Annotated in this window: 20 protein-coding genes; 17 read left to right on the top strand and 3 right to left on the bottom strand. The window is 62.9% G+C overall.

Features of this window, described 5'->3' with window-relative positions; genetic code table 11:
* Positions 1-249 precede the first annotated feature (249 nt).
* From KO538_RS23485 to KO538_RS23450, 8 genes are all read left to right on the top strand, one after another.
* Entirely contained in the window at positions 250-1590 is a 1341-nt protein-coding gene (locus KO538_RS23485; RefSeq protein WP_257620535.1) for a winged helix-turn-helix domain-containing protein, read from the top strand.
* Positions 1587-2579, top strand: a complete 993-nt coding sequence (locus tag KO538_RS23480) for a DUF2804 domain-containing protein (protein ID WP_219329808.1) — start codon at positions 1587-1589, stop codon at positions 2577-2579. Before KO538_RS23485 ends, KO538_RS23480 begins: the two co-directional genes overlap by 4 nt.
* 106 nt (positions 2580-2685) lie before the next feature.
* A complete protein-coding gene (locus KO538_RS23475; protein ID WP_072454757.1) occupies positions 2686-5352 on the top strand; it encodes a bifunctional acetate--CoA ligase family protein/GNAT family N-acetyltransferase in 2667 nt (888 codons plus the stop codon).
* A gap of 115 nt (positions 5353-5467) precedes the next feature.
* Positions 5468-6100 carry a hypothetical protein gene (locus KO538_RS23470; protein ID WP_219329807.1) on the top strand — a complete coding sequence of 211 codons (633 nt, stop codon included), beginning with the start codon at positions 5468-5470 and terminating at the stop codon, positions 6098-6100.
* A gap of 202 nt (positions 6101-6302) precedes the next feature.
* Positions 6303-8882, top strand: coding sequence for a DUF349 domain-containing protein (locus KO538_RS23465; protein WP_219329806.1), 2580 nt, complete (start codon positions 6303-6305; stop codon positions 8880-8882).
* On the top strand, positions 8879-9352 hold the full coding sequence (moaE, locus tag KO538_RS23460) for a molybdopterin synthase catalytic subunit MoaE (RefSeq protein ID WP_072454755.1): 474 nt from the start codon (positions 8879-8881) through the stop codon (positions 9350-9352). Before KO538_RS23465 ends, moaE begins: the two co-directional genes overlap by 4 nt.
* Positions 9353-9473: 121 nt before the next feature.
* Positions 9474-12080: an ATP-dependent chaperone ClpB gene (gene clpB / locus KO538_RS23455; protein WP_219329805.1), complete on the top strand. Its 2607-nt coding sequence runs from the start codon at positions 9474-9476 to the stop codon at positions 12078-12080.
* 185 nt (positions 12081-12265) lie between these two features.
* On the top strand, positions 12266-13387 hold the full coding sequence (locus KO538_RS23450) for a polyamine ABC transporter substrate-binding protein (RefSeq protein ID WP_034755057.1): 1122 nt from the start codon (positions 12266-12268) through the stop codon (positions 13385-13387).
* A gap of 84 nt (positions 13388-13471) precedes the next feature.
* On the opposite strand, the gene KO538_RS29515 is transcribed toward KO538_RS23450, so the two are convergent.
* From KO538_RS29515 to ppk1, 3 genes are all read right to left on the bottom strand, one after another.
* Positions 13472-13600 (bottom strand): hypothetical protein, encoded by a 129-nt coding sequence (locus KO538_RS29515; protein WP_256267160.1) that lies wholly within the window; start codon positions 13598-13600, stop codon positions 13472-13474.
* A gap of 198 nt (positions 13601-13798) precedes the next feature.
* Entirely contained in the window at positions 13799-14257 is a 459-nt protein-coding gene (gene sixA / locus KO538_RS23445; RefSeq protein ID WP_034755059.1) for a phosphohistidine phosphatase SixA, read from the bottom strand.
* Between the two features lie 25 nt (positions 14258-14282).
* On the bottom strand, positions 14283-16376 hold the full coding sequence (gene ppk1 / locus KO538_RS23440) for a polyphosphate kinase 1 (protein WP_219329804.1): 2094 nt from the start codon (positions 16374-16376) through the stop codon (positions 14283-14285).
* A gap of 271 nt (positions 16377-16647) precedes the next feature.
* Here ppk1 and pstS point away from each other — a divergent pair, with 271 nt between their 5' ends.
* From pstS to KO538_RS23395, 9 genes are all read left to right on the top strand, one after another.
* Positions 16648-17697 carry a phosphate ABC transporter substrate-binding protein PstS gene (gene pstS, locus KO538_RS23435; RefSeq protein ID WP_070304181.1) on the top strand — a complete coding sequence of 350 codons (1050 nt, stop codon included), beginning with the start codon at positions 16648-16650 and terminating at the stop codon, positions 17695-17697.
* A gap of 199 nt (positions 17698-17896) precedes the next feature.
* A complete protein-coding gene (gene pstC / locus KO538_RS23430; RefSeq protein WP_235194289.1) occupies positions 17897-18868 on the top strand; it encodes a phosphate ABC transporter permease subunit PstC in 972 nt (323 codons plus the stop codon).
* Positions 18865-19752 carry a phosphate ABC transporter permease PstA gene (pstA, locus tag KO538_RS23425; RefSeq protein WP_034755067.1) on the top strand — a complete coding sequence of 296 codons (888 nt, stop codon included), beginning with the start codon at positions 18865-18867 and terminating at the stop codon, positions 19750-19752. Before pstC ends, pstA begins: the two co-directional genes overlap by 4 nt.
* Before the next feature lie 38 nt (positions 19753-19790).
* Positions 19791-20573, top strand: coding sequence for a phosphate ABC transporter ATP-binding protein PstB (gene pstB, locus KO538_RS23420; protein WP_373631409.1), 783 nt, complete (start codon positions 19791-19793; stop codon positions 20571-20573).
* A 42-nt stretch (positions 20574-20615) separates the two neighbouring features.
* Positions 20616-21326: a phosphate signaling complex protein PhoU gene (gene phoU, locus KO538_RS23415; RefSeq protein ID WP_034755071.1), complete on the top strand. Its 711-nt coding sequence runs from the start codon at positions 20616-20618 to the stop codon at positions 21324-21326.
* A 5-nt stretch (positions 21327-21331) separates the two neighbouring features.
* Positions 21332-22021: a response regulator gene (locus tag KO538_RS23410; RefSeq protein ID WP_034755074.1), complete on the top strand. Its 690-nt coding sequence runs from the start codon at positions 21332-21334 to the stop codon at positions 22019-22021.
* Between the two features lie 11 nt (positions 22022-22032).
* Complete coding sequence (gene phoR, locus KO538_RS23405; protein ID WP_034755076.1) at positions 22033-23349, top strand: phosphate regulon sensor histidine kinase PhoR; 1317 nt, start codon at positions 22033-22035, stop codon at positions 23347-23349.
* A gap of 77 nt (positions 23350-23426) precedes the next feature.
* A complete protein-coding gene (gene senA / locus KO538_RS23400; RefSeq protein ID WP_257620534.1) occupies positions 23427-24623 on the top strand; it encodes a selenoneine synthase SenA in 1197 nt (398 codons plus the stop codon).
* Positions 24624-24658: 35 nt separating this feature from the next.
* Positions 24659-26605: a UvrD-helicase domain-containing protein gene (locus KO538_RS23395; protein WP_219329803.1), complete on the top strand. Its 1947-nt coding sequence runs from the start codon at positions 24659-24661 to the stop codon at positions 26603-26605.
* The last annotated feature ends 57 nt before the right edge of the window (positions 26606-26662 follow it).

Raw genomic sequence — 26662 nt, 5'->3', positions numbered from 1 at the left:
GGTGTTGCGCGTGCTTCACCGCCACGGCAGCGCCTTGCGGGGCAAAGATAGGGGAACAATTTAATTGCCTTATGGCAATATTATTCTTAAGTTATAGAAGCGCATGAGGCATGTCAAGAAGTCTCGTGCGCTTGTCATCAACTGTTCATATAGTCCGGTTTTTTTGCACTATGCTGGTGCGCAAGGTGAGTAAAAATGTGCGAAAGCATGAATAAAATTCAAGAAAAAAATGCATGGTGCGCGACGGGAATGCGGTATCTTCCTGAAATGCCTGCCGCCGACGCGTCCCCTTTTTTTGAGGAAGAACTGACCTTGCCGATTCCGCCCGCCGCACCGATACTCGCGCCCCTCTCCCTGGCCGCCGCGCGCGCCTTGCACCTGGCCGCACAGGGCTTGCTGCAGGCGCGGCGTAAAAAGGCCGTGAAGGCCGACGTGCTGGCCGCCATCCGCCAGATGGGCGTGCTGCAGATCGACACCATCCATGTGGTGGCGCGCAGCCCGTATCTGGTGCTGTGGAGCCGGCTGGGCGACTATCCGCAGCCGTGGCTCGAGCAATTGCTGGCCGAGGGCGCGCTGTTCGAATACTGGGCGCATGAAGCGTGCTTTGTGCCCATTGAAGACTATGGCTTGTACCGCCACCGCATGCTGGACCCGGCCGCCATGGGCTGGAAATACTCCGTCAAATGGATGGCCGAACAGGGCGAAGCCGTCGCTTCCGTGCTCGAACATATCCGCGCCAACGGCGCCGCGCGCTCGGCCGATTTTGAGCGCACGGATGGCCAGGCGGGCGGCTGGTGGAGCTGGAAGCCGGAAAAGCGCTCGCTCGAAGTCTTGTTTACCTCGGGCGTGCTGATGATCGCCAAGCGTCATCAGTTCCAGCGTTATTATGACCTGGCCGAACGGGTGCTGCCGGGCTGGCACGACGGCTTGCTGCCGCCGGAAGAACAGGTGCGCCGGCGCCTGCTGCTGGCCAGCGTGAAGGCGCTGGGCCTGGCGCGCGCCAGCTGGATCAGCGACTACTTCCGCACCAAACAGTCACGCGCCAGCCTGGCGCACGATTTGCAGGCGCTGGTGGACGAGGGCGCGCTGCTGCGCTGCACGGTCGATGGCTGGATGGACGCCGTGTACGTGCATGCCGATCACGCGGAACTGGCGTGTGCGGCGGCCGCCGGCAAGCTGGCACCCACCCTGACGACGATATTGTCGCCGTTCGACCCTGTCGTCTGGGACCGCCGCCGCGCCCTGGAATTGTTCGACTTCGACTACCGGCTCGAATGCTACACGCCCGCTGAAAAACGCCGCTACGGCTATTTCACCTTGCCGATCTTGCGCCGTGGCGCGCTCGTGGGACGCCTGGACGCCAAGGCGCACCGCGCGCAGGGGCGCTTCGAGATCAAGTCGCTGGCGCTGGAAGACGGCGTGCGCGTCAGTCCCCGCCTGGTGCAGGACGTGGCTGGCGCCGTGCGGCGCCTGGCGCTGTGGCATGCGTGTCCGCAGGTCGAGATAGCCCAGGCGCAGCCGGCCGCTTTTGGCGCGCTGCTGGCCGAGGCGCTGCACGACGGCGGCGCCGCCGCAAGGCAGGCCGCATGATGCTGCCGCCGGCTCCGCCCGCGCTGCTCGACGCCGACGGCCAGCCATGTTTCGGCCGCTATACGGGCCAGCTGGATGCTTTCGAATGGGCCGCGCTGGCGCCGCCGTACGCGCGCGGCGGCCTCTGGCGCCTGTTCCACCACAAGCGCTGGCATTACGTGGCCCTGTCGACACCGGCCGTGTTCTGCGGCGTGGCCATCGTCGACCTGGGCTGGACCAGCACGGCGTTCGCCTATGCCTTCGACCGCCATAAGGGCAAGATCGTGGCGACCTTTTCGCAGGATGGCGTGCCCGGCCTGTGCGCATCGGTGGCGCCGCATGCGGGCGCCAGCAGCCGTTTCCGTTTTTTGTCGCAAAAAATCAGCATCGAGGCCCAGCCCCAGCAGCGTTACCGTTTGCGGCTCGATTGCGGCCATTTCGGCATCGATGCGGAATGCGGCCCGCCCGTGGCGCCCGCCCTGCTGGCCATCGGCCCCGTGGGCGAGGGGGGCAGCGTGCATGCGACGCAAAAGTCGGGCGGCTTGCCCTTGTGGGGCACCGTGCGCTGCGGCGCCGTCGGCTACAGTTTGGACGACGGCGTGGCCAGCTTCGATTATTCGAACGGGCTGCTGGCGCGCGAGACGGAATGGCGCTGGGCTTCGGCGCACAGCCTGGACCTCGGTTTCAATCTGCAGGCCGGCTATTTCGGCGCGCATGAAAATGCGCTGTGGCTCGATGGCCAGCTGTATCCGCTGGGCCGCGCACATTTCGATTTCAATCCCGACAATCCGCTGGCGCCATGGCATGTGTGGACGGACGACGATTTGCTGGACCTGCACTTCAAGCCGGAAGGCGCGCGGCGCGAAGACAAGAACCTGTGGATCGCCGCCAGCCGCTACATCCAGCCCATCGGCACGTTCAGCGGCTGGGTGCGCACCAGCGCGGAGTCTCCCAAGCGCATCGTGGCGCAGCTGGCGGGCGTCACCGAAAGCCACCGTTCGCGCTGGTAGGCGCGTGATTTTTTGCGAAACGCGTGACAAGGTCAAGTTTTTTTGGCAACGCATCCTATACACTGGGACGTGACCATGCCGCTCCGGCAAACCATGAGGCCAGAACATGAGTATCCGTAATCTCGACAAGCTGTTCAAGCCGGCCTCGGTGGCCCTGATCGGCGCCACGGCGCGCGAGCGCAAGCTGGGCGCCATCGCCCTGTACAACCTGCTGGGCGGCGGCTACCAAGGAGAGATTTGGCCCGTCAATCCCAAGTACGACGAACTGATGGGCCTGAAATGCTACCGCAAGCTGGCGCACTTGCCGAAGGCGCCGGACCTGGCCATCATCTGCACGCCGCCCGCCACCATCACGGCCCTGATCCGCGAACTGGGCGCGCTGGGCACGCGCGCGGCCATCGTCATGACGTCGGGCCTCGATCCCGTGCGCGAACAGTCGCTGCGCCTGGCCATGCTGAAAGCGGCCAAGCCGCACCTGCTGCGCATCCTGGGGCCCAACAGCATGGGGCTGCTCGTGCCGAAACTGGGCTTGAACGCCAGCTTCGCCCATGTCGGCGCGACGAGCGGCAAGATCGCCTTCGTGTCGCAATCGGGCGCGCTGGTGTCGGGCGTGCTCGACTGGGCCAACGCGCACGGCGTGGGCTTTTCCAAGTTCATTTCGCTCGGCGCCAGCTACGACATCGATTTCGGCGACCTGCTCGACTACCTGGCCGGCGACATCGACACGGCCGCCATCCTGCTGTACATGGAAGATATCCAGGCCGCGCGCAAGTTCATGTCGGCCGCGCGGGCGGCCGCGCGCAGCAAACCCGTGATCGTCCTGAAAGCGGGGCGCGAGGCGGAAGGCGCGGCCATGGCGGCCTGGCACACGGGCGCGCTGGCCGGTTCCGATGCCGTCTATGACGCGGCCATCCGCCGCGCCGGCATGCTGCGCGTGTATTCGGCCGAAGAACTGTTCGACGCCGTGGAAACCCTCACGCACATCCGCTCGCAGCGCGGCGAGCGCCTGGCGATCCTGTGCAACGGCGGCGGCCTGGGCGTGATGGCGACCGACGCGCTGGTGAGCAGCGGGGGCAAGCTGGCCGAGCTGTCGCCCGATACCGTGATCGCGCTGGAAAAGGCGCTGCCACGGGGCTGGTCGCACGACAACCCCGTGGGCTTGCCCGGCGACGCGGCCGTGCAGCGCTATGCCGACGCCATCAAGCCGCTGCTCGACGAGCCGCAGGCGGACGCCTTGCTGCTGCTGCACGCGCCCACGGCCATGGTCTCGTCGATCGACATCGCCGAAGCCGTCACACCGCTGATCAAGGCGACCTCGCGCACGGTGCTGTCATGCCTGCTGGGCGGCACCACCGTGGCGCCCGCGCGCCAGGTCTTCAACCGGGCCGGCATTCCCACCTACGACACGCCGGAAAAGGCCGTGCATGGCTTCATGCAGATCGTGCAGTACCGGCGCAACCAGGAAACCCTGATGCAGGTGCCGGCGCAGCTGCCCATGTCGGCCACGCCGCGCCGCGCCAGGGTGCGCGAAATCGTCGCCGCCGCGCTGGCCGCTGGCCAGACGGTGCTCGGCGAATGCCGCTCGAAAGAGATTTTGGCTGCTTACGGCATTCCCGTCGCCACCACGCGCATGGCGGCCGACGTGGAAGAGGCGCTGGCCGTGGCGGCCGACATCGGCTATCCCGTCGCGCTGAAGATCCATTCGCCCGACATCGCCCACAAATCCGACGTGGGCGGCGTGGCGCTCGACCTCGACACGCCCGACATCCTGCGCACGGCCGCCGCCGCCATGCTCAAGCGCGTGCGCCGCATGCGGCCCGACGCGCTGATCGACGGCTTCACGGTGCAGCAGATGGCGCGCCGGCCGCAATCGCATGAACTGATCGTCGGCGTGACGACCGACGCCGCCTTCGGCCCCGTGATCCTCGTGGGGCAGGGCGGCATCGCCGTGGAAGTAACGGCCGATCACGCCATCGGCCTGCCACCGCTGAACATGGTGCTGGCGCGCGACATGCTGGCGCGCACGCGCGTGTCGAAACTGCTGGCCGGCTACCGCAACCAGCCGCCGGCCGACATCGACGCCATCTGCTACACCCTGATCCAGGTGGCCGAACTGGTGGCCGACATCGGCGAACTGGCCGAACTCGACATCAACCCGCTCGTGGCCGATGCCGATGGCGTGATCGCCCTCGACGCGCGCATCCGCTTGCAGCCGGGCCAGCAGCGCGACCGCCTGGCCATCCGCCCGTATCCGCAGGAACTGGAAGAGCAGGTGACGTGGATGGACCAGCCGATTCTGCTGCGCCCCATCCGCCCCGAGGATGCGCCGCAGCACATGGACCTGTTCCACGCGCTGGACCCGGACGACGTGCGCCTGCGCTTCTTTACATCCATGCGCGAGCTGCCCGTGTCGCAGCTGGCGCGCCTGACGCAGATCGATTACGACCGCGCCATGGCCTTCATTGCCACGCACACGGGGCCGGACGGCAAGCCGGAAACCCTGGGCGTGGTGCGCGCCGTGGCCGACCCGGATAACATCCACGCCGACTTCGCCATCGCCGTGCGCTCGGCCCTGAAAGGCAAGGGACTGGGCCACATCCTGTTTGAAAAGCTCGTCGATTATTTCCGCAGCCGCGGCACGGAAGCGCTGGTGGGCGAGGCCATGGCGCGCAACAAGGGTATGCAGCGGCTGGTGAAAAGCTTTGGCGGCGACGTCACGCCGTCGGAAGAGCCTGGCGTCGTCAACCTGCATATCGGCTTGCGCGCGCCGTAAAGAAAGCGCGGCTGGCCCGTCGCCGGTTTGTGCAGGATCAAACCGGCCGCTGTCGGTAGTCTTTACACTTTCACTTCCAGGATCAGATATCCAGCCCATTTTCGGGAGTGAGTGCATGCTTACGGCAACATATATATTGGTTTCCCTGTCGGTGGAACAGGCCAGCATCCGCATGAGTCTGCTGGCTTTTCAGAAATACATGCATGTGCAGCTGCGCCACCAAAGCCGGCTCAATCTGGCCCAGCTGCAGTATGCGGGCGACTGGCTGAGCCGGCTGTACCAGGGCGGCTACTGGCGCAAGGTGGAGATGTATCTGATCCCCGCCATCCGCCAGGCCGCGCCGCATGCGGACGGTTTGCTCAATGAGCTCAACGGTTTGAACCATGCGGCGCTGGAAAGCATCAACGTCGTGCAGCAGCGCGCGGGCGCCGCCATCGACCATTCCGAATCGCAGGCCGAGCAGCTGTGCGCGGCCATCGACGCCTTTTGCGCGGCCTTGCTGCAGCGCCTGGAAAAAGAAGAGCGCGAACTGTTCGCGCTGGCGCGCAAGGTCATCGTCGGCGAAACGTGGTTTGCCATCGCCTACCAGTTCCTCGCCCATGACGCGCGCGCGCAGGAAGCGCGCCGCGGCAAGGCGCAGGTGCTGCCCTTTGTTTTGCCGGCAGCCGGCGGCAGCGCCGAAACGATAGAGGATGGCACAGAGTCCGCGTCGCCCGTGCCGCCGCAGCCGCTGCGCGCGCAGGCTTGAACGGGGAGCGAGCGCACACCCCGTTCTCGCGCCTGCGCCGGGGGCGCCGCCCTGATTTTGCGCTGGCGCTCCCATGGGGGAAATGCTGTGTTACTCACTGTGCTAATCACTGTGTTACTCAATTGGTAACTTGTACATACCTGTCCGATGCAATACCCCGGGCTTTGTTATGATGGTGGTTTTGATCCACGCGAAACCCGTCATGTTCGAATTTCTCTTCAAGCGTTCTGCCAGCAAGACTGCCGCACCCGATCCTGCCGTGGCAGAACAGGCCGCCGCCTCGGCGCAGAGCGCATCGCGCCGCGCCGAACAGGTTGCGCGTGCCCATGCCGTGGCCGGCGACGAAGCCGCCGCTGCCGATTTCATCATGTCCAGCGAATTTGCCGATGCCCGCCTGATCGCGGCCGAACACGTCCATGCCTTGCCCTTGCTGGAAAAAGTCCACCACGCCATGCGCAACACGGACCGCCGCGTTGCCAAACTGATGCAGGGCCGCATCGACCTGATCCGCCACCAGGCAGCCGAGACGCAACGCGCCCAGGCCAGCATCGACACGGCACAGCGCCTGTTGAACGATGAAAAGCTGAGCCCGAACCAGGTTGCCGAGCTGGACCGCCAATGGCAAGTCATCAAGGCCACGCCCGAGCTGGCGACGGCGTTTGCCGCCGCGCGCGCCGCACTGGCCGCCCGCCTGGAAGCGCAAGTGGCGCTGCAGCGCGCCGTGATCGACGCCGTTGCCGCCACGCGCGCCTTGGCTGCCAGCGGCCAGTCCGCCGGCGAGCTGGCGCAGGCGCTGGCACGCCTCGACGCGGAACATGCGCAGCATGCGCAATCGCCCGAGCGTGCCTCCTTGCCGAAACACCTGGAAACCGATTTCATCCAGGCGCGCGAGCAGGCGCAGTCCGCCTTGCAAGCGCTGCAGCAGCACCAGGCCGTGTTCGACGCACGCCAGGCCGCGCTGGCAGAATGGCAGGCGCAGGACGCCGCCACTCTGGACGTGGATGTCTTGAAACGCGCTTGGCAAGCTTTGCCGCGCCTGCCCGAGTCGCCATTGTCCGACAGCTTGCAGCAGCAATTTGCGGCCGTGCTGGCCAGCGCGCCGGCGCCCGTGCACGCGGTGCCAGAGGCCGCAGCGGCCCATGCCGAGCCTGTACCTGTACCGCGCAAGCCGCGCCAGGAACACGCGCCCGTGTCGAAAGAAGCGACGGAGCAATTCTTCAAGGTGCTCGACGCCATGGAAGCGGCGCTGCAGGATGGCTTGCTGCACGTGGCTTCCGAACATGACAAGACTTTGCGCGACACCAAGCACGGCCGTTTGACGCCGGCGCAAGCGGACCGCCTGGCCCATGTGCGCGCAGAGTTTAAGCGCCTGGCCGACTGGGCGCGCTGGGGCGGCAACGTGTCGCGCGAGGAACTGGTCAAGGCGGGCGAGGAATTGCCGGCGCAGCAACTCCCAATGGCCGAGCTGGCCAAGAAAGTGGGCAGCCTGCGCGAGCGCTGGAAGTCGCTCGACACCTTGTCCGGTCCCGCACCGAAGTCCCTGTGGGAACGTTTCGACGCGGCCTGCAGCGTGGCCTATGCGCCGGCGGCCCAGCATTTCAAGCAGCTGGCCGAAGAGCGCCACGGCAATGCGGCCAAGGCCCAGGAATTGATCGCGGAAACGGCGGCCCTGGCGGCCGAGGAGAGTACCGACTGGAAACACGTCGCGTCCGCCTCGCAGCGCTTGCGCCAGGCGTGGACGCGCCTGGGCACCATCGACCGCAAGGAAAAGAAACGCCTGGACGCGGAATTTGGCGCCGCGCTGGACGCCCTGTCGAAGCCGCTCGATACGCAGCGCCAGATCGAGACGGCGCGCCGCGAACAATTGATCGTCGAAGTGGGCTTGCTCAAGCCGTCAGAGCGCAACACGGTCGACATGCTGAAAGCCTTGCAGGATAAATGGCAGGAACTGGCGAAAGCCCTGCCGCTCGAACGCCGCGCGGAACAGGCGCTGTGGCAGCGTTTCCGCGCCGCCTGCGACGACATCTTCGCCAAGCGCAAGGAAACGGCCCACGCGGCCGACCACGAGCGCCGCGAACACCTGCATGCGCGCGAAGCGCTGTGCGCCGCGCTGGAAACGGCCGTCGTGCCCGAGGGCGACGACAAGAGCCGCACCGCCTTCATCAACCACTTGCTGCGCGACACGCGCGCCGCATGGAACGCCACGGGTCCCGTGCCGCGCGCCAGCGAAGCGAAGATCGAGCAGCGCTACCAGGCGGCCGTCGCCGGCGTGCAGGCGCAGGCGGACGCCATCGCCGAACGGGCTGGCGCGGCCCAAGCCAACGCCTTGCGCGACAAGCTGCGATTGGTGCAATCGCTGGAAGTTTCACTGGCTGATGGCGCCGGCACCGATGCGCAAGCATGGAGCGAGCGCTGGAGCGCCTTGCCGCCGCTCGACGCACAATACGAACGCAGCCTGCAGCAGCGCTTTGCCGCCGCCCAGGCCGCGCTGGGCGAGGGCAGCGCCGCCTACGTGCGGCAATTGCAGGCCAACCAGGAGCGCTTGCTCGATGAAGTGTTGCGCCTGGAAATCGTCGCCGGCGTCGACAGCGGCGCCGAATTTGCCCGCGACCGCCTGAAAATGCAGGTGGAAGTGCTGCAATCGTCGCTGAAATCGGGCCAGAAGCCGCTCACGCAAGCGTCGCAGCTGATGCAGCTGTGCGCGATTGCCGCCGCCACCGATGCGCGCACGGCCAGCCGCATCGAAACCCTGCTGCGCCGTATCGGAGGCAACGTCAAATGAGTACCATCGTCCGCGTCCAGCAGGCTGATTTTGACTTGAGTCAAGAAATCGCACAATTGCGTGCAGGCAACCCCAAGGTGGGCGCCGTCGTCGGCTTCGTCGGCACGGTGCGCGACATGAACGAAGGACTGGACGTGGCCGCCATGGAACTCGAGCACTATCCGGGCATGACGGAAAAGTCCATCGTGGCCATCGTCGAGCAGGCGCGGGGCCGCTGGCCCCTGTCCGGCGCGCTTGTGATCCACCGTGTAGGTCCGCTGCTGCCGCAGGAGCAGATCGTGCTGGTGGCGGTCTCGTCCGCCCACCGGGGCGAGGCCTTCGCCGCCTGCGAATTCATCATCGACTACCTGAAGACGGAAGCGCCATTCTGGAAGAAGGAAGACACGCCCGAAGGGGCGCGCTGGGTCGATGCGCGCGACAGCGACGAGACGGCGTTAAACAAGTGGGCGGCAAAAGCAAGCGCCATTTGAATCGTACGGGTCCCGCACCGTAGCTTTTGCCCAAATGCATCGGTTTTCTGCTTTGTGTATGCTTGAAAAGTACTCTCTCACCCCAATTTGGTTAACAACTAATTAACCGGGAGCGCTTTTCATGCGACAAGACAAACTCACTACCAAATTACAGGAAGCCCTGGCCGATGCGCAAAGCTTGGCCGTGGGCAACGACAACCCCTATATCGAACCAGTCCATTTGCTGACGGCCCTGCTGAACCAGGACGACGGCGGTGCCCGCTCGCTGTTGCAGCGTGCCGGCGTCAACGTGGGCGGCCTGTCGAAAGCCCTGGGCGCCTCGATCGAACGCTTGCCCAAGGTATCGGGCACGGGCGGTGACGTGCAGGTCAGCCGCGAATTCGTGGCCTTGCTGAACCTGGCCGACAAGGAATCGCAAAAGGCGGGCGACCAGTTCGTGTCCAGCGAAATGGTCTTGCTGGCGATGACGGACGACAAGTCCGACTGCGGCAAGCTGGCGCGTGAAAACGGCCTGACCCGCAAGGCACTGGAAGCGGCCATCGACGCAGTGCGCGGTGGCAACAAGGTCGACTCGCAAGAGGCCGAAGGCCAGCGCGAAGCCCTGAAAAAATACACCTTGGACCTGACGGAGCGGGCGCGCAAGGGCAAGCTCGACCCTGTGATCGGCCGCGACGATGAAATCCGCCGCACCATCCAGATCCTGCAGCGCCGCAGCAAGAACAATCCCGTGCTGATCGGCGAACCGGGCGTGGGCAAGACGGCCATCGTTGAAGGCCTGGCGCAGCGCATCGTCAATGGCGAAGTGCCCGAGTCCCTGAAAGGCAAGCGCGTACTGTCGCTGGACATGGCCGCCTTGCTGGCCGGCGCGAAATTCCGCGGCGAGTTCGAGGAACGCCTGAAATCCGTGCTGAAAGAACTGGCCATGGATGAAGGGCAAACCATCGTCTTCATCGACGAGATGCACACCATGGTGGGCGCGGGCAAGGCCGAAGGTGCGATGGACGCGGGCAATATGCTGAAACCGGCGCTGGCGCGCGGCGAGCTCCATTGCGTGGGCGCGACGACCCTCGACGAATACCGCAAGTACATCGAGAAGGATGCCGCGCTGGAACGCCGTTTCCAGAAGGTGCTTGTCGACGAGCCGACCGTGGAAGCGACGATCGCCATCCTGCGCGGCTTGCAGGATAAATACGCGCTGCACCACAAGGTGGAGATCACGGACGCGGCCATCATCGCCGCCGCCGAGCTGTCGCACCGCTACATCACGGACCGCTTCCTGCCCGACAAGGCGATCGACCTGATCGACGAGGCGGCGGCGAAGATCAAGATCGAGATCGATTCGAAGCCGGAAGTGATGGACAAGCTGGAACGCCGCTTGATCCAGCTGAAAATCGAGCGCGAAGCCGTCAAGAAGGAAAAGGACGAAGCGTCGTTGCGCCGCCTGGGCCTGATCGAGGAAGAGATCGTCAAGCTGCAGCGCGAATACAATGACTTCGAGGAAATCCTGAAGGCGGAAAAAGCCGTGGTGCAAGGCAGCACGCACATCAAGGAAGAGATCGAAAACGTCAAGCTGCAGATGGAGCAGGCCACGCGCGAGAGCAACTGGCAGAAAGTGTCGGAGCTGCAGTACGGCAAGCTGCCGCAGCTGGAAGCCCAGCTTAAGCAGGCTGACAGCGGCATGCCGAAACTCGACCCCGACCAGCCGAAGCTGCTGCGCACGGAAGTGGGCGCCGAGGAAATCGCCGAAGTGGTGTCGCGCGCGACGGGCATACCCGTGTCGCGCATGATGCAGGGCGAACGCGACAAGCTCTTGCACATCGAAGAGAAGCTGCATGAGCGCGTCGTGGGCCAGGATGAAGCGATCACGGCCGTGGCTGACGCCATCCGCCGCTCGCGCGCCGGCTTGAGCGATCCGAACCGTCCGTATGGTTCGTTCATGTTCCTGGGGCCGACGGGCGTCGGCAAGACGGAATTGAGCAAGGCGCTGGCCACTTTCCTGTTCGATACGGAAGAATCGATGATCCGCATCGACATGAGCGAGTTCATGGAGAAGCATTCCGTGGCCCGTCTGATCGGCGCGCCACCAGGCTACGTGGGCTACGACGAGGGCGGCTACCTGACGGAAGCCGTGCGCCGCAAGCCGTACAGCGTGATCCTGCTCGACGAAGTGGAAAAGGCGCATGCCGACGTCTTCAACGTGCTGCTGCAAGTGCTCGACGACGGACGTATGACGGATGGCCAGGGCCGCACGGTGGACTTCAAGAATACCGTCATCATCATGACCTCGAACCTGGGTTCGCATAAAATCCAGGCGATGGAAAGCGATGATCCCGGTGTCGTGAAGCTGGCCGTGATGGCCGAGGTACGCTCGCACTTCCGTCCCGAGTTCGTCAACCGCATCGACGAAATCGTCGTGTTCCACGGCCTCGACGAGAAAAACATCGGCGCGATCGCGAAGATCCAGCTGAAGATTCTCGAAGAACGCCTGGCGCGCATGGACATGCAGCTGAGCCTGACCGACGCGGCCTTGCAGCAAATCGCCGAAGCGGGCTACGACCCGGTGTATGGCGCCCGTCCGCTGAAACGGGCGATCCAGCAGCAGATCGAAAATCCGCTGTCGAAGCTGATCCTGGAAGGCAAGTTCGGCCCGAAAGACGAGATCCGCATCGACGCCCAGAACGGCAACCTGGTGTTTGCGGGTGCGCAGGTGGGGCTGGATAAGGTGTAATTTTTACCCCAACGGCAAAGTGCCGGGGTCAGACCCGTCGGGTCTGACCCCAGTTTTACGCTGTGGGGTGTTGGCACAAGCTAACATCGGGATAATCTAAAGCAGGGGCGCGATCAGGCTAGACCTGATCGCGCCCTTCTTGCTATCATCGTCACTATTTTCTGACTAATTCCGGAGGCGGTACGATGGCAAACACATGGCAAGCAGGGCGGCGCATTGGAGTGGGATTGGCCTTGGCGGCGGCCGTACTGGCTTTGCCTGCGCACGCTCAGGCTCAGGAAGAGAAGGTCCTGAACATCTATAACTGGTCGGACTATATCGGCGACGATACGATCAAGAATTTTGAGAAGGAAACGGGCATCAAGGTGCGCTACGACGTTTTCGACAATAACGAAATCCTCAATGCGAAACTGGTGGCGGGCAAGTCCGGCTACGATATCGTCGTGCCGACGGCCCAGTGGGCGCGCCTGCAGATCGATGCGGGCCTGCTGCGTAAACTCGACAAGAGCAAGCTGACGAACCTGGGCAATCTGGACCCGAACCTGCAGGCCAAGCTGTCGAAGATCGACCCGAACAACGATTACCTGGTCGACTGGCTGTGGGGCTACACGACGGTGGGCATCAACGTCAACAAGGTCAAGGCCGCGCTGGGCGGCATGCCCATGCCCGACAACGCGTGGGAACTGATCTTCGATCCGAAATATGCAGCCAAGCTGAAATCGTGCGGCGTATCCTTCCTCGACTCGCCGTCGGAAGTGCTGCCGGCCGCCCTGCAATACCTGGGCAAGCCCGCGTACTCGAAAACGGCCGCCGATTACCAGGAGGCGGGCAAGGTGCTGCAGGCGATCCGTCCCTACGTGACCCTGTTCAGCTCCTCAGGCTACATCAATGACATGGCCAACGGCTCCGTCTGCGTGGCGCTGGGGTGGTCGGGCGACATCAATATCGCGCGCCAGCGCGCCATCGATGCGAAGAACGGCAACGTGATCCAGGTGCTGGTGCCGAAGACGGCCGCCTTGATGTTCGACACCATGGCCATCCCGGCCGACGCGCCGCACCCGAACAATGCGCACCTGTTCATCAACTATATTTTGCGCCCGCAAGTGCATGCCAGCCTGAGCAACAAGGTGTTTTATGCGAATCCGAATCTGGCCAGCATCAAATATGTGCGCAAGGACATCGGCGAGAACAAGGCCATCTTCCTGTCGGACGCCGACAAGCAGCGCATGGCCGCGCCTGAAGCGACCACGGCCGATATCCGCCGCTTGATGACGCGCATCTATACGAAGTTTAAAACGGGAGTGTAAGACGGGAGTATAAAAACGATGATGGCGCGAGGGACGGGCCTGTTTGGCCGTCGCTGGCGCCATGCGATAGTGCCGAGGTGAGCGCTACTCGTGATAGCGGTCCATCAGCTTATGGTGGCTGCCGCGCATTTCTTCGACCAGTTCAAAGGCGACAAAGCCGATGATGGCGGCGAAGATGGCGATGAAGAGAAAAACGAGGAAGGTAATTAACATGGTCTTTCAGCCGCCGTTGGACGGCTGTCCGCTGGGTTGCTCAATGTGCGGGAGCAGGGCTCTTGCACGTAGTTGATGCAATTAAACTCTAGCAGATCGGCAGCGCTTTACAAGGCTGCTGAGTTGCGAACGCCACTAGTATTTGTCCCAGCGCACTTTTTGCGCATTTCCCCGCATCGCCCCCTTATTTCACGACCCTTACTTCACCACCAGGTCATGCGCCATCACGGCCTTCAAATAGATGCTGACGGGGTCGCCTGGCTCGCGCTGCGAAAACCACCAGGCGCTGGCCTTGCGCATTTCCCATTCCTGTTCCTCGCCCGTCAGCAGCAGGGCGGCCGCCTGGCCCAGGGTGGGCTGGTGCCCGACGATGAGCACGGTTTCCTTGCCGCCGGGCCAGTTGGCCGCCTTCAGGATGTCTTCCGCCTCGGCACCGGGCGCCAGTTCCGGCATCAGCTTGAACTTGCGCCCCAGCGCCTCCGCCGTTTGCAGGGTGCGCAGGGCGGGGCTGACGAGGATGCGGCAATTTTCCGGTAGTTGCGAGGCCAGCCATTCCCCCATGCGGCGCGCCTGTTTCTGGCCTTTGACGGTCAGGGCGCGTTCGAGGTCGGGGACGCCCGGCTCGGCTTCTGCGTGTCGCCACAAGATGAGATCCATGCTGTACTCCTCTGTGTTGAATTGCCTATTCGCCGACCTCCGCGCCCGGCGTGCCCAGTGTGTGCATCAGGTATTGCTGGGCGCTGAACGGCGTTTGCTTGCCGCGCGGCTTGCGGCGTGCGTAATGACCGGTCGGCTCCAGTTCCCATGCATTTGTATTATCCTTCAAATACGGATTCAAGCCCTCGGCGATCACGCGCCGTTTCAGCGCCCGGTCAAGCACGGGGAACGCCACTTCCACCCTGCGGAACAGGTTGCGGCTCATCCAGTCGGCGCTGGCCAGGTAGACATCGTGCGCCAAGTCGTTGCGGAAGTAATAGATGCGGCTGTGTTCGAGGAAGCGGCCGATCACGGAGCGCACCTTGATGTTTTCCGACAGGCCAGGCACGCCCGGCTTCAGGGTGCAGGCGCCGCGCACGATCAGGTCGATCTTCACGCCATCGGTCGAGGCCGCATACAGGGCGCGGATCACGGATTCGTCGACCAGCGCGTTGACTTTCACGATGATGCGCCCGCGCCGGCCGGATCTGGCGATCTTCGCCTCGTTGCGGATGGCCTTGATGATCTCGCTTTGCAGGCCGAACGGCGCCAGCCACAAGTGGTTCAGGTTGTGCGGCTTGGTCAGGCTGGTCAGGTGGATGAAGACTTCATTGACTTCCACGGCCAGGTCCTGGTTCGCCGTCAGCAAACCGAAGTCCGTGTACAGCTTGGTCGTCGTCGGGTGATAGTTGCCGGTGCCCAAGTGGGCATAGAAGCGCAGCGCGCCTTCTTCGCGGCGGATGACGAGCGCTACCTTGGCATGGGTTTTCAGTCCCACGACGCCGTACACGACTTGTGCACCCGCCTGTTCCAGTTTGTCGGCCCAGTTGATATTGGCCTCTTCGTCGAAACGCGCCATCAATTCCACGATGACGGTCACTTCCTTGCCCATCTTCGCCGCCGTGATCAGCGACTCCATCAGGTCCGAGTTCATGCCCGTGCGGTAGATCGTCTGCTTGATGGCGACGACGGACGGATCGTAGGCAGCGCTGCGGATGAAGTCGATCACCGTCTGGAACGACTGGTAGGGGTGGTGCAGCAGGATGTCGTGCTTGCCCAGTGCGGCAAAGATGTCGTTGCCGATGGCTTTGTGGGCAAGGCCGGGGAAGAACGGCGGGAAGCGCAGCTCGGGCTGCTTGACGTGGTCGATCATTTCCGACAGGCGCACCAGATTGACGGGGCCGTTGACGCGGTACAGCCGGCTTTGATCCAGGCTGAACTGGTCGAGCAGGAATTGCGACAATTCTGGCGGGCAATTGCGCGCCACTTCCAGGCGCACCGAGGTGCCGAACTGGCGGCCGACCAGCTCGCCTTTCAGGGCCTGGCGCAGATTCTTGACTTCATCCTCGTCCACCCACAGGTCGCTGTCGCGCGTGACGCGGAACTGCGAATAGGCAATCACTTCGCGCCCGGCGAACAGGTCGGAAATGTGCGCATGGATGACGGAAGACAATAGACAGAAGGACACGCCATCGCCGGAAATCTCGTCCGGCAGCTTGATGACGCGCGGCAAGACGCGTGGCGCCTTGACGATGGCGATCGCCGTGCCGCGGCCGAACGCATCCTTGCCACTCAGCGAGACGATGAAATTGAGACTTTTATTGACTACTTGCGGGAACGGGTGGGCCGGGTCGAGGCCGATGGGCGTCAGCAGGGGGCGTACTTCGCGGTCGAAATACTGCTTGACCCACGCGCGCTGCGCCTCGTTGCGGTCGCTATCGCGCAGCAAATGCACGCCCGCTTCGCGCAGGGCCGGCAAGACTTCGCTATTTAATATCTCGTACTGGCGTTCCACCAGCGCATGGCATTCCTTGCCGATGCGCTCCAGGTTGGCCGCCAGGGCAGGGTGGCCGGCCAGCGAACCGCCGATGCTGCCGGCCGCCAGCAGGCTGGCCACGCGCACTTCGAAGAACTCATCCATATTGCTGCTGACGATGCACAGGTAGCGCAGGCGCTCAAGCAGCGGAATGTTCGGGTCTTCCGCCTGGGCCATCACGCGCCGGTTGAAAGTCAGTTGCGACAACTCGCGGTCAAGCAGGATGCCCGATTTGGTCACTTCCGTGTGCAGTTCAGGTTTCATATTCTTTTGTCTTTGCAGATAGTTAATTCTAGCCGTATTTCATCATGTATGACGCGTTGTGAGTGTAATCATGAAATATGACGTAAGCGTGACATAAGCTGTCATAAAGCGTCGCCGGTCCTGTCATTTTTCGCGCCGAAAATGGCAATCCCCGGGGCGTAGGCAATTATTTCAGGATTTTTTGGCCATGTCATAAAGCTGTCATATTCGCTTGCTAGACTGCGCAGCATTCAACCGGGACTTTGAGCCCCAACAACCCTGAGGACTTGATATGCAAATGAAGCAAATGTTCAAATTTATCGTCGTGGGTGCTTCGGCAGCGATGGCATTTTCTTCCGCTTCCGTCATGGCGGCAGATATGACAGGTGCTGGCGCAACCTTCCCGTACCCGATCTACGCCAAATGGGCTGAGACGTACAAAGCCAACACGGGCAATGGCCTGAACTACCAGTCCGTCGGTTCCGGCGCTGGCATCAAGCAAATCAAGGCAAAAACTGTTGAATTCGGCGCTTCGGACATGCCTTTGAAGGCGGAAGAGCTGGAAGAAGCGGGCCTGATGCAGTTCCCGGCCATCATGGGCGGCGTGGTCACGATCGTCAACCTGGACGGCGTAACCCCAGGCCAGCTGAAAATGACGGGTAAAGTCGTTGCCGACATCTACCTGGGCAAGATCACCAAGTGGAGCGCGCCTGAAATCGCCGCACTGAACAGTGGCGTCAAGCTGCCGGACACGGAAATCACCGTGGTGCACCGCGCCGACGGTTCGGGCACGTCGTTCCTGTTCACCGACTTCCTGTCGAAAACCAACCCGGAATTCAAATCGAAAATCGGCGCTGGCTCGGCTGTGAAATGGGCCGTGGGCGTGGGCGGCAAGGGTAACGAAGGCGTCGCCGCCAACGTGCAGCGTATCAAGGGTTCGATCGGCTACGTCGAGTGGGCTTACGCCAAGAAAAACAAGATGTCGCACACCCAGCTGCAAAACAAGGACGGCAACTTCCTGCAGCCTGACGACGAAAACTTCAAGGCAGCAGCCGCTTCGGCACCTTGGACGCAAACCCCAGGCTTCGGCGTGGTCCTGACCGACCAGGCTGGCAAGAACAGCTGGCCTATCACGGGCGTGTCGTTCATCCTGATGCACAAAGTCCAGGCTGACGCAGCCAAGGCCAAAGAAGTCCTGAAATTCTTCGACTGGGCCTACAAGAACGGTGGCGCCGCTGCCGTTGAACTGGACTACGTGCCGATGCCGGCATCGGTTGTGAAACTGGTGCAGGAATCGTGGAAAGCCAACCTGAAAGATTCTTCCGGCAAGTCGATCTACTAATCGCATAGCCTGAGTCATTCATCCTTGCCCCGCCAGCAGCACGGCGGGGCAGGGAGTTAGCCAGGACCGCCCGCAAGCCCTTGCAGGCGTTCCCGGCTAAAAGAGCACGATAAAAATAGCAGTACCTGCAGTACCACCCATATGGCACACTATGAGCGCACAATCTACCTCCTCCACGATCCCCATGCCAGGCGGCACCATGACCGATTCCATCAGTCACGCGCAAATGCTTTCCACCATGCGCAAGCAGCGCTTCCAGGATTTCATGTTCCACAAGGTGACGATGCTGTTCGCCCTGTCGGTGCTGATCGTCCTAGTCGGCATCATCATTTCGCTGATCATGGAATCGATACCGGCCTTCAAGACCTTCGGCCTGCATTTCATCGTGTCCGCGGAATGGGACCCCGTCAATGACCAGTACGGCGCCCTGATCCCCATCATCGGCACCCTGGTGACGTCGGTCATCGCCTTGCTGATCGCCTTTCCCGTCAGCTTCGGCATTGCCCTGTTTCTCACGGAAATCTGCCCGGCCTGGCTGCGCCGCCCGCTGGGCACGGCTGTCGAGCTGCTGGCCGGCGTGCCATCGATCATCTACGGCATCTGGGGCCTGTTCGTGTTCGCGCCCCTGTTTGCCGACCACGTCCAGCCCATCCTGAAAGCTACCCTCGGCAACGTGCCTGTCATCGGCCAGCTGTTCAGCGGCCCCATGATGGGCATCGGCCTGCTGACGGCCGGCCTGGTGCTGGCCATCATGATCATCCCCTTCATCGCTTCCGTGATGCGCGACGTGTTCGAGATCGTTCCTGCCGTGCTGAAGGAATCCGCTTACGGCCTGGGCTGCACGCGCTGGGAAGTGGTGCGCAAGATCGTCTTGCCATACACCAAGACCGGCGTCGTCGGCGGCGTCATGCTGGGCCTGGGCCGCGCGCTGGGCGAGACCATGGCCGTGACCTTCGTCATCGGCAATGCGAATAAACTGTCGTGGTCGCTGTTTGCCGCCGGTAACAGCATCACCTCCCTGCTGGCGAATGAATTTGGCGAAGCGCAATCGGCGCTGCACGTATCCTCGCTGTTCTCGCTGGCCCTGATCCTGTTCGTCATCACCTTTATCGTCTTATCCGCCGCCAAGCTGATGCTGGCTGGCATGTCCCGCAAGGAAGGCACGAAATGAGCCAAGTAAGCACTCTCGACGCTCCGGCCAAGCCGGCCATGAACCCTGTCTACCGCAAGCGTTTGCTGATGCACCGTGTCGGCATCGCCCTGTCGGTGGCCGCCATGGCCCTGGGCCTGGCCGTGCTCGTGTGGATTCTGTTCACCCTGGTGATCAAGGGTTTCGGCGCGCTGTCCATCGACCTGTTCACGCAAACGACGCCGGCTCCCGGCAGCGAAGGCGGCGGCTTGATCAATGCCATCGTCGGCAGCGCCCTGATGGTGGGCCTGGCCACCGTCGTCAGCACCCCGATCGGCATCCTGGCCGGCATCTACCTGGCCGAATACGGCGAAGAAAACAAGCTGGCGCAAGTGACGCGTTTTGTGACGGACATCATGCTGTCGGCGCCATCGATCGTCATCGGCCTGTTCGTGTATGCGCTGTACGTGGCCCACGTGAAACACTTCTCCGGTTACGCGGGCGCCATCGCGCTGTCGCTGATCGCCGTGCCCGTGGTCGTGCGCACGACGGACAATATGCTGCGTCTGGTGCCGAACAGCCTGCTGGAAGCCGCGTTTGCCCTCGGCGCGCCGCGCTGGAAAGTCGCTACCCTGGTGCGCTTGCGCGCCGTGAAGGCTGGCGTGATCACCGGCGTACTGCTGGCATTGGCCCGCATCGCCGGCGAAACGGCGCCGCTGCTGTTCACGGCCCTGAATAACCAGTTCCAAAGCTTCAACATGAATGCGCCGATGGCCAACTTGCCGTCCGTCATCGCATCGTTTGCGATGAGCCCGTACGACAACTGGCGCTCGCTGGCCTGGGGCGGCGCACTGCTGATCACCTTCAGCGTGCTGGCCTTGAATATCCTGTCGCGCACCGTGTTCAGCCAAAAAGTCCCTAATTAAACAGATACCGAGCGAAGCGAACCCATATGAATACGCAAATGAATCCAGCACAAGACCTGGCACCAAAGAAAAAAACCATCGAGATTTCGGGCCTGAACTTTTTTTACGGCAAAACGCAAAGCTTGCATAACGTCAACCTGGACATCCACGAGAAGAAGGTCACGGCCTTCATCGGCCCGTCCGGTTGCGGCAAGTCGACCCTGCTGCGTACGCTGAACCGCATGTATGACCTGTACCCGGGCCAGCGCGCGGAAGGCTCGATCCTGTACCGCGGCCGCAACGTGCTCGACGCGGACCAGGACGTCAACATGCTGCGCGCCAAGGTCGGCATGGTGTTCCAGAAGCCGACGCCGTTCCCCATGTCCGTCTACGACAACATCGCCTTCGGCGTGCGCCTGTATGAAGACCTGTCGAAGGGCGAGATGGACGAGCGCGTCGAGTGGGCCCTGAAAAAGGCGGCGCTGTGGGGCGAAGTCAAGGACAAGCTGACCAAGAGCGGCCTGTCGCTGTCGGGCGGCCAGCAGCAGCGCTTGTGCATCGCGCGCGGCGTGGCCGTCAAGCCTGACGTCTTGCTGCTCGATGAGCCGACCTCGGCGCTGGACCCGATCTCGACCTCGAAGGTGGAAGAACTGATCAGCGAACTGAAACAGGATTACACGATCGCCATCGTGACGCACAATATGCAGCAGGCGGCGCGCTGCTCCGACTACACGGCCTATATGTATCTGGGCGAGCTGGTGGAATTCGGCGAAACGGACCAGATCTTCATGAATCCGGCCCGCAAGGAAACGCAGGATTACATCACGGGCCGCTTCGGCTGATCCGCCCCGCGCATACACAACAACTGAATACGGAGAGACAGCATGATAGGCGAACATTCATCCAAGCAATACGACAACGAACTCGAAGCGATCCGCTCGAAAGTGCTGCTGATGGGCGGCATCGTTGAAACCCAGTTCCTCGACGCGATGACGTGTTTCCGCATCGGCAATGCCGAGCGCGCGGACCGCGTGATGCGCGAAGACGACGTCGTCAACCAGCTCGAAGTGTCGCTCGACGACGCGTGCAGCCACTTGATCGTGCGCCGCCAGCCGGCCGCCAACGACTTGCGCACCATCATGGCCACCATCAAGGTGATTACCGACCTCGAGCGCGTAGGCGACGAGGCGACCAAAATCGCCCGCGTGGCGAAGAATCTGCACAAGCGCGGCAACGGCGTCGTCAATCACTACGAGATGGTGCGCGGCATTGCCAATACGGCCACCGACATGCTGCACGACGCGCTCGACGCATTCGCGCGCAACGATGGCAAACAGGCATTACAATTAATTGCGCAAGACGCCATCATCGACCATGAGTTTCGGTCTATCATGCGCAACCTGATTACCTTTATGATGGAAGACCCGCGTACGATTTCGGCGGCGCTCGATACCCTGTGGGTGGCCAAGGCCATCGAACGGATCGGCGACCATGCGAAAAACATCGCCGAATACGTGATTTACGTGGTTGAAGGCAAGGACATCCGCCACACCAAGGTGGCTGCTCCCGCCATTTCCGAGGAGCTCCCTGAGTAAGCTTTATGGCATCTGATAAAACCACGGTATTGATTGTTGAAGATGAGCCGGCCATCGTTGAACTGGTGACCTATTCGCTGCGCGAATCCGGCTGGAATTGCTGTTCCGTACAAAACGTCGCCGATGCCTGGGAATTCATCCAGCACCGCACGCCGCACCTGATCCTGCTGGACTGGATGTTGCCGGATCAAACAGGCTTGCGCCTGCTGTCGCGCATCCGCGCCGACCGCAATTTCGCCGCCATCCCCGTCATCATGCTCACCGCCAAGAGCATGGAAGAAGACAAGCTGGCCGGCCTGAACAGCGGGGCCGACGATTACGTCACCAAGCCGTTCTCGCCGCGCGAGCTGCTGGCCCGCGCCAAGGCTCTCTTGCGACGCAAGAGTCCGGAACACGCGCAGGCGCCCATGCGCGCCGGCAACGTGGCCCTGGACCCCGTCAGCTGCACCGTGATGATGGATGAACAGAAGATCGATATCGGCCATGCCGAATACAAGCTGCTGAAATTCCTGCTGGCCCATCCGGAACGCGTGTTTTCGCGCAGCCAGCTGCTCGACAAGGTGTGGGGCGACCATGTGGTGATCGAGGAACGCACGGTCGATGTCCACGTATTGCGCTTGCGCAAAGCCTTGAAAGAGGCGGAAAGCCTGATCAAGACCGTGCGCAGCGTCGGCTACATGTTGTCTGAAAAATAAAGCTAGCCTCTATGAATCCGAAATTGCTGTTCTGGGTACCGGCCGCCTTGCGCATGGTGCTGGCGCTGCTGGGCGTGGCCGTCGTCTGGTATCTGTTTGGCGCCACGTATGCGCTGGGCATCGCCTTCGTGCTGATGGCCATGATGGTGTTCGTGCAGCTGTCGTATCTGTTCCAGCTGAGTAACTGGCTGGACAATCCGCAAAGCGCCAAGCTGCCCGACGGCTGGGGCGCCTGGACCAGCATTTTCGCGCGCCTGTACCGCATGCGCCGCGACGACGAGAAAAACCAGGCCGAGCTGACGGAATGGCTGGCGCGTTTCCGCCAGGCCATGCACCTGTTGCCCGATGGCGTTGTCATCATGGACGACGTGCTGTTCCTCGAATGGTGCAACCCGGCTGCCGAGAAACACCTGGGCCTCACGCACGAGCGCGACAAAGGCATGCGCGTGACCAACCTGATCCGCAGCCCCGAGTTCATGGATTACATCATCCTGGGCCGCTACGACCAGCCGCTGACGATCACCTTCCGCAACCGCAAGCTGATCGTGCAAATCATTCCATTCGAGAACCGCCGCCAGATCCTCGTCACGCACGATGTGACGGAGACGGAACGCATCGAAATGATGCGCCGCGACTTCATCGCCAACGCGTCGCACGAACTGCGCACGCCGCTCACCGTCATCGTCGGCTTCCTGGAAATCGCTTCCGCCGAGCTGGATCTGGACGCCACCACGCGCGCCTCCCACCTCAAGCTGATGACGGAGCAGGGCCACCGCATGCAGCATCTGATCGAGGACATGCTGACCCTGTCGCGCCTGGAGTCGGTCGACTACCCGCTGCGCCCCGAGCCCGTGGATATCAAGAAACTGATGCAGCAAGTCTTGCGCGACGCCAAGGGCTTGTCGGCAGGCAAGCATGAAGTGACGATGGAATGCGACGGCCCCGACGTGCTGGGCAGCTACGACGAGCTGTACAGCGCATTCGGCAACCTGGCGTCGAACGCCGTGCGCTACACGCCGGCGGGCGGCACCATCACCCTGCGCTGGCAGGATGGGCCGGCCGGACCGCAATTCATCGCGCAAGATACGGGCATCGGCATCAGCCAGGAGCATATCTCGCGCCTGACGGAACGTTTCTACCGCGTCGACAAGAGCCGTTCGCGCGAAACCCAGGGCACGGGACTGGGCCTGGCCATCGTCAAGCACGTGCTGCTGCGCCATGGCGGTACGCTGGCTATCCAGTCCGTGGCCGACAAGGGCAGCAGCTTCATCGTCAGCATGCCCAAGTCCGTCGTCACGCCGCTGCAGGGCGAGTTGCTGGTCAAGTAAGCGAGGGAAGGGGAGGACTTCTTCCCTGTTTCCTCTGCGACTAGTGCAAGGTTGGCATAAGTCGTTACAATCAGGCCATGACTTTAATCAACACCTCTTTTCGCCACGCCGGCGCGCAACAACTGGCCCAGTCGCTGCAGGCTGCGCGCCACACTACTTTATCGCTGTTCGACTGTTACGTTACTGCCGGCCTGGACGTGGTGGCCGGCATGCCCCGTCATCCGCGCCTCAATCCGCCCTTGTGGCAACTCGCACAGATCGCCTGGTTTGCCGAGTGGTTCATCCTGCGCGAAGCCGCTTCCAGCCATCCGGCCGACGCCATTTATAACTCGCTGCTGACGCGCGGCGACGACTTGTTCGACGCCAATATGGTGGCGCACCGCGCGCGCTGGAAGCTGGAACTGCCCAGCCCGGGCGCCGTGAAAACCTATTGCCGCGAAGTGCTCGACCGGGTGCTCGATAAACTGTCGCGCGAAGCGAATGTCGACAGCGCCCTGGCGCCGTACCGGCTGGCCTTGGCGCATGAAGACTTGTGTGGCGAGGAAATGCTGGCCGGCTTGCAATGGCTGGGCCTGGAAGCGCCGGAATTGCTGGCTGCCAGCCCGGCTTTGCCGCCAGGGGCGGGCGAGATCGCTTTTCCAGGTGGCACCATCGAACTGGGCTCGCCGCGCGGGGCCGGGTTTGCCTTCGACAATGAATCGCCGCCTTATGCCTGCTACGTGCCGCCGTTTTCCATCGATGCCTGCGCCGTATCGAACGCCCAGTTTGCCGATTTTGTCGCCGACGGCGGCTACCAGAACCGCCAGTTCTGGAGCGCGGCCGGCAGCGCCTGGCTGATGCAGCAGGAGCGCTCGTCGCCCCTGTACTGGCTGCGCGAAGCGACACAATGGCGCACCATGCGTTTCGGCCAGCGCACGACCTTGCCGCCGAATGAAGCCGTGCGCCATATCAACCTGTATGAAGCGCAGGCGTACTGCGCCTGGGCGGGGCGCCGCCTGGCGACCGAGGCGGAATGGGAGTATGCTGCGCTGTCCGGCCACCCGCGCTTCCACTGGGGCCAGGTGTGGGAGTGGACGGCGACGCCGTTCGAACCGTATCCGGGCTTTGCGGTCGATGCCTGGCGCGAATATTCGGCGCCGTATTTCATGCAGCACCAGGTGCTGCGCGGCGCCGCCTTCGCCACGCCGCCGCGCCTGCATTCGCCCCGCATGCGCGCTTTCCACGCGCCCGAACGGGGCGACGTCTTTGCCGGCCTGCGCACTTGCGCCTGGTAACGGCGCAGAGAGTAGCAACCATTTCAGGAATTCTTTTGAGTACAGATAACGCCCCGCAGTTCATTCCCAAACGCATCACGCCCACGCCGGAGCAGGTCGCCATCCAGACGGCGCAAAAGAAGGTGGTCTTGATCGACGCCAATGCCGGCGCGGCCAAGACGACGACCCTGGCCCTGCGCCTGGCCGAAGCGCTGCACCGGGGACGCGCGCCCGAACGCATGCTGGCCCTCGTCTTCACGGAAGCGGCGCGCGTGGCCCTGCGCCAGCGCCTGCTGGAAGTGGGTGTGCCGCTCGGTGTCGTCAAGCGCCTGACGGTCGACACCTTCGACGCCTTTGCCGCCAAGGTGCTGTTGCAGCTGGAAAACATGCAGGTGGCAGCCATGCGCAGCGATGAAGAGCTGCGCCCGATTGCCTGGGAAGCGCTGGAAGTCGTGTCGGAAAAATATGCTCACCGCTATCCGCTGGAAATCAACACGACGAACGGGGCCATCGCCGAATTCTTGAAATTGCAGCTGCGCACCAAGGCGCGCCTCGATTTCCAGAATCCTGACTTCGAGAGCAATTCCCTGGACGACAACCTGGAGCTGCTGGGCATGTCGCGCACGCATTACCTGTGGCTGCGCGAATATGAAGGCTTGCGCGGCGCCGACACGGGCGACATCCAGTTCCGCGCACCGTTCGACGCCACCTACGACCTCGTGCGCATGCTCGACGGCGACGAGCCGCTGCGCCAGCAATTGCCGGCCTTCCAGATCATCGTGGCCGATGAATTGCACGATTTGAATGAAGCGTCGTTCCGCCTGTTGACCATGCTGATACGCCGCGGCAACGCGTTTTTCTGCGGCGCCGGCGACAAGGATCAAGTCATTTACACGTGGTCGGGCGCCGACCACCGCTTCCTGCGCCAGCGCTTCGAGCAGGAATTCCCCACCTTGCAGCGCTTGCCATTGACGGCATCCTACCGCTACGGCCCGCAATTGGCGCAGGCCGTGGGCGTGCTGAAAAACAAGGCCAGCGTGTCGGCTCTCACGCGCGCCACCCACATCGAGCTGCTCGAATATGACCACGCGCAGCCGCAGGCGTGCAGCGCCCAGCTGATCGCCGCGCTCGAACACGCGCATGCGGGCACGACGGCCATTTTGCTGCGCGACCGCGACCAGGCCATCCGCGTGGAAACGGCGCTGTTCCAGAGCGGCATCGCGTATGGCCTGGTGGACATGAACAGCTATCTGCTGAGCCTGGAAGTGCTGATGCTGCGCGGCATGGTTGCCATCGCCCGCAAGGATTTGCATGCGATCAAGAGCGGCCCGCGCCGCGGCGAGATCCTCGAAGCCCTGGTGGCGTTCGCGGAAATCCCGTTTACACGCGCGGAGCTGCAGCAAGCCAAGGCCGACGTGGCCAACTATCCCGACTTGCTGGAAGGCTTCTTGACGAACCAGCTGGCCAAGTCGCAGAACCAGGACAAGGCGGCGCTGACCCTGGCCGCCGTCGATTATCTGCGTGCGCTGCCTCCCGATGCGCTGGCGGGTGACGCGCTGCAGCACATCTTTGGCTTGATGCAGCTGGAACAGACGGCGCGCCGCATCTACGTCGATCCGGCCCAGGCGCGGGTTGTCGCCCGCTCCCTGCACGGTTTTATCGCCGTGTGCAGCGAAGCGGGCGTGGCGCTGGGCGGCTTTGCCGGCTGGCTGGGCGAGATGGAAGAGGCCGTGACGGTCTCGACCGGCAAGGCCAAGCTGGTCATCGCCTGCATCGACCAGATCAAGGGCCTCGAATACAACCATGTGATCTTGCCCTACCTGGCCGTCGACGAATTCCCGCGCAGCAAGACCGACCCGCTGGAAGAGGAAAACCGTTTCTATGTGGCCGCCACGCGCGCGCGCGACAGGCTCACCTTGCTCACGCCGGAGGATCCCGCCTACCGGAGCCGTTACATCGCCGCCCTGCAGCTGAAACAGAAGATTGTTGCCTCAAAGTCATAGATCTTTTGCCGTGTGGCCGCTTTTTGCGAAAGACGAAAGCGGGCATACTGGACTGGT

Origin of the sequence: Janthinobacterium sp. NKUCC08_JDC, assembly GCF_019345575.1 — a bacterium.
GTDB classification, from domain to species: Bacteria; Pseudomonadota; Gammaproteobacteria; order Burkholderiales; family Burkholderiaceae_D; genus Janthinobacterium; species Janthinobacterium aestuarii.
This window is presented reverse-complemented; position numbering and strand designations above follow the sequence as displayed.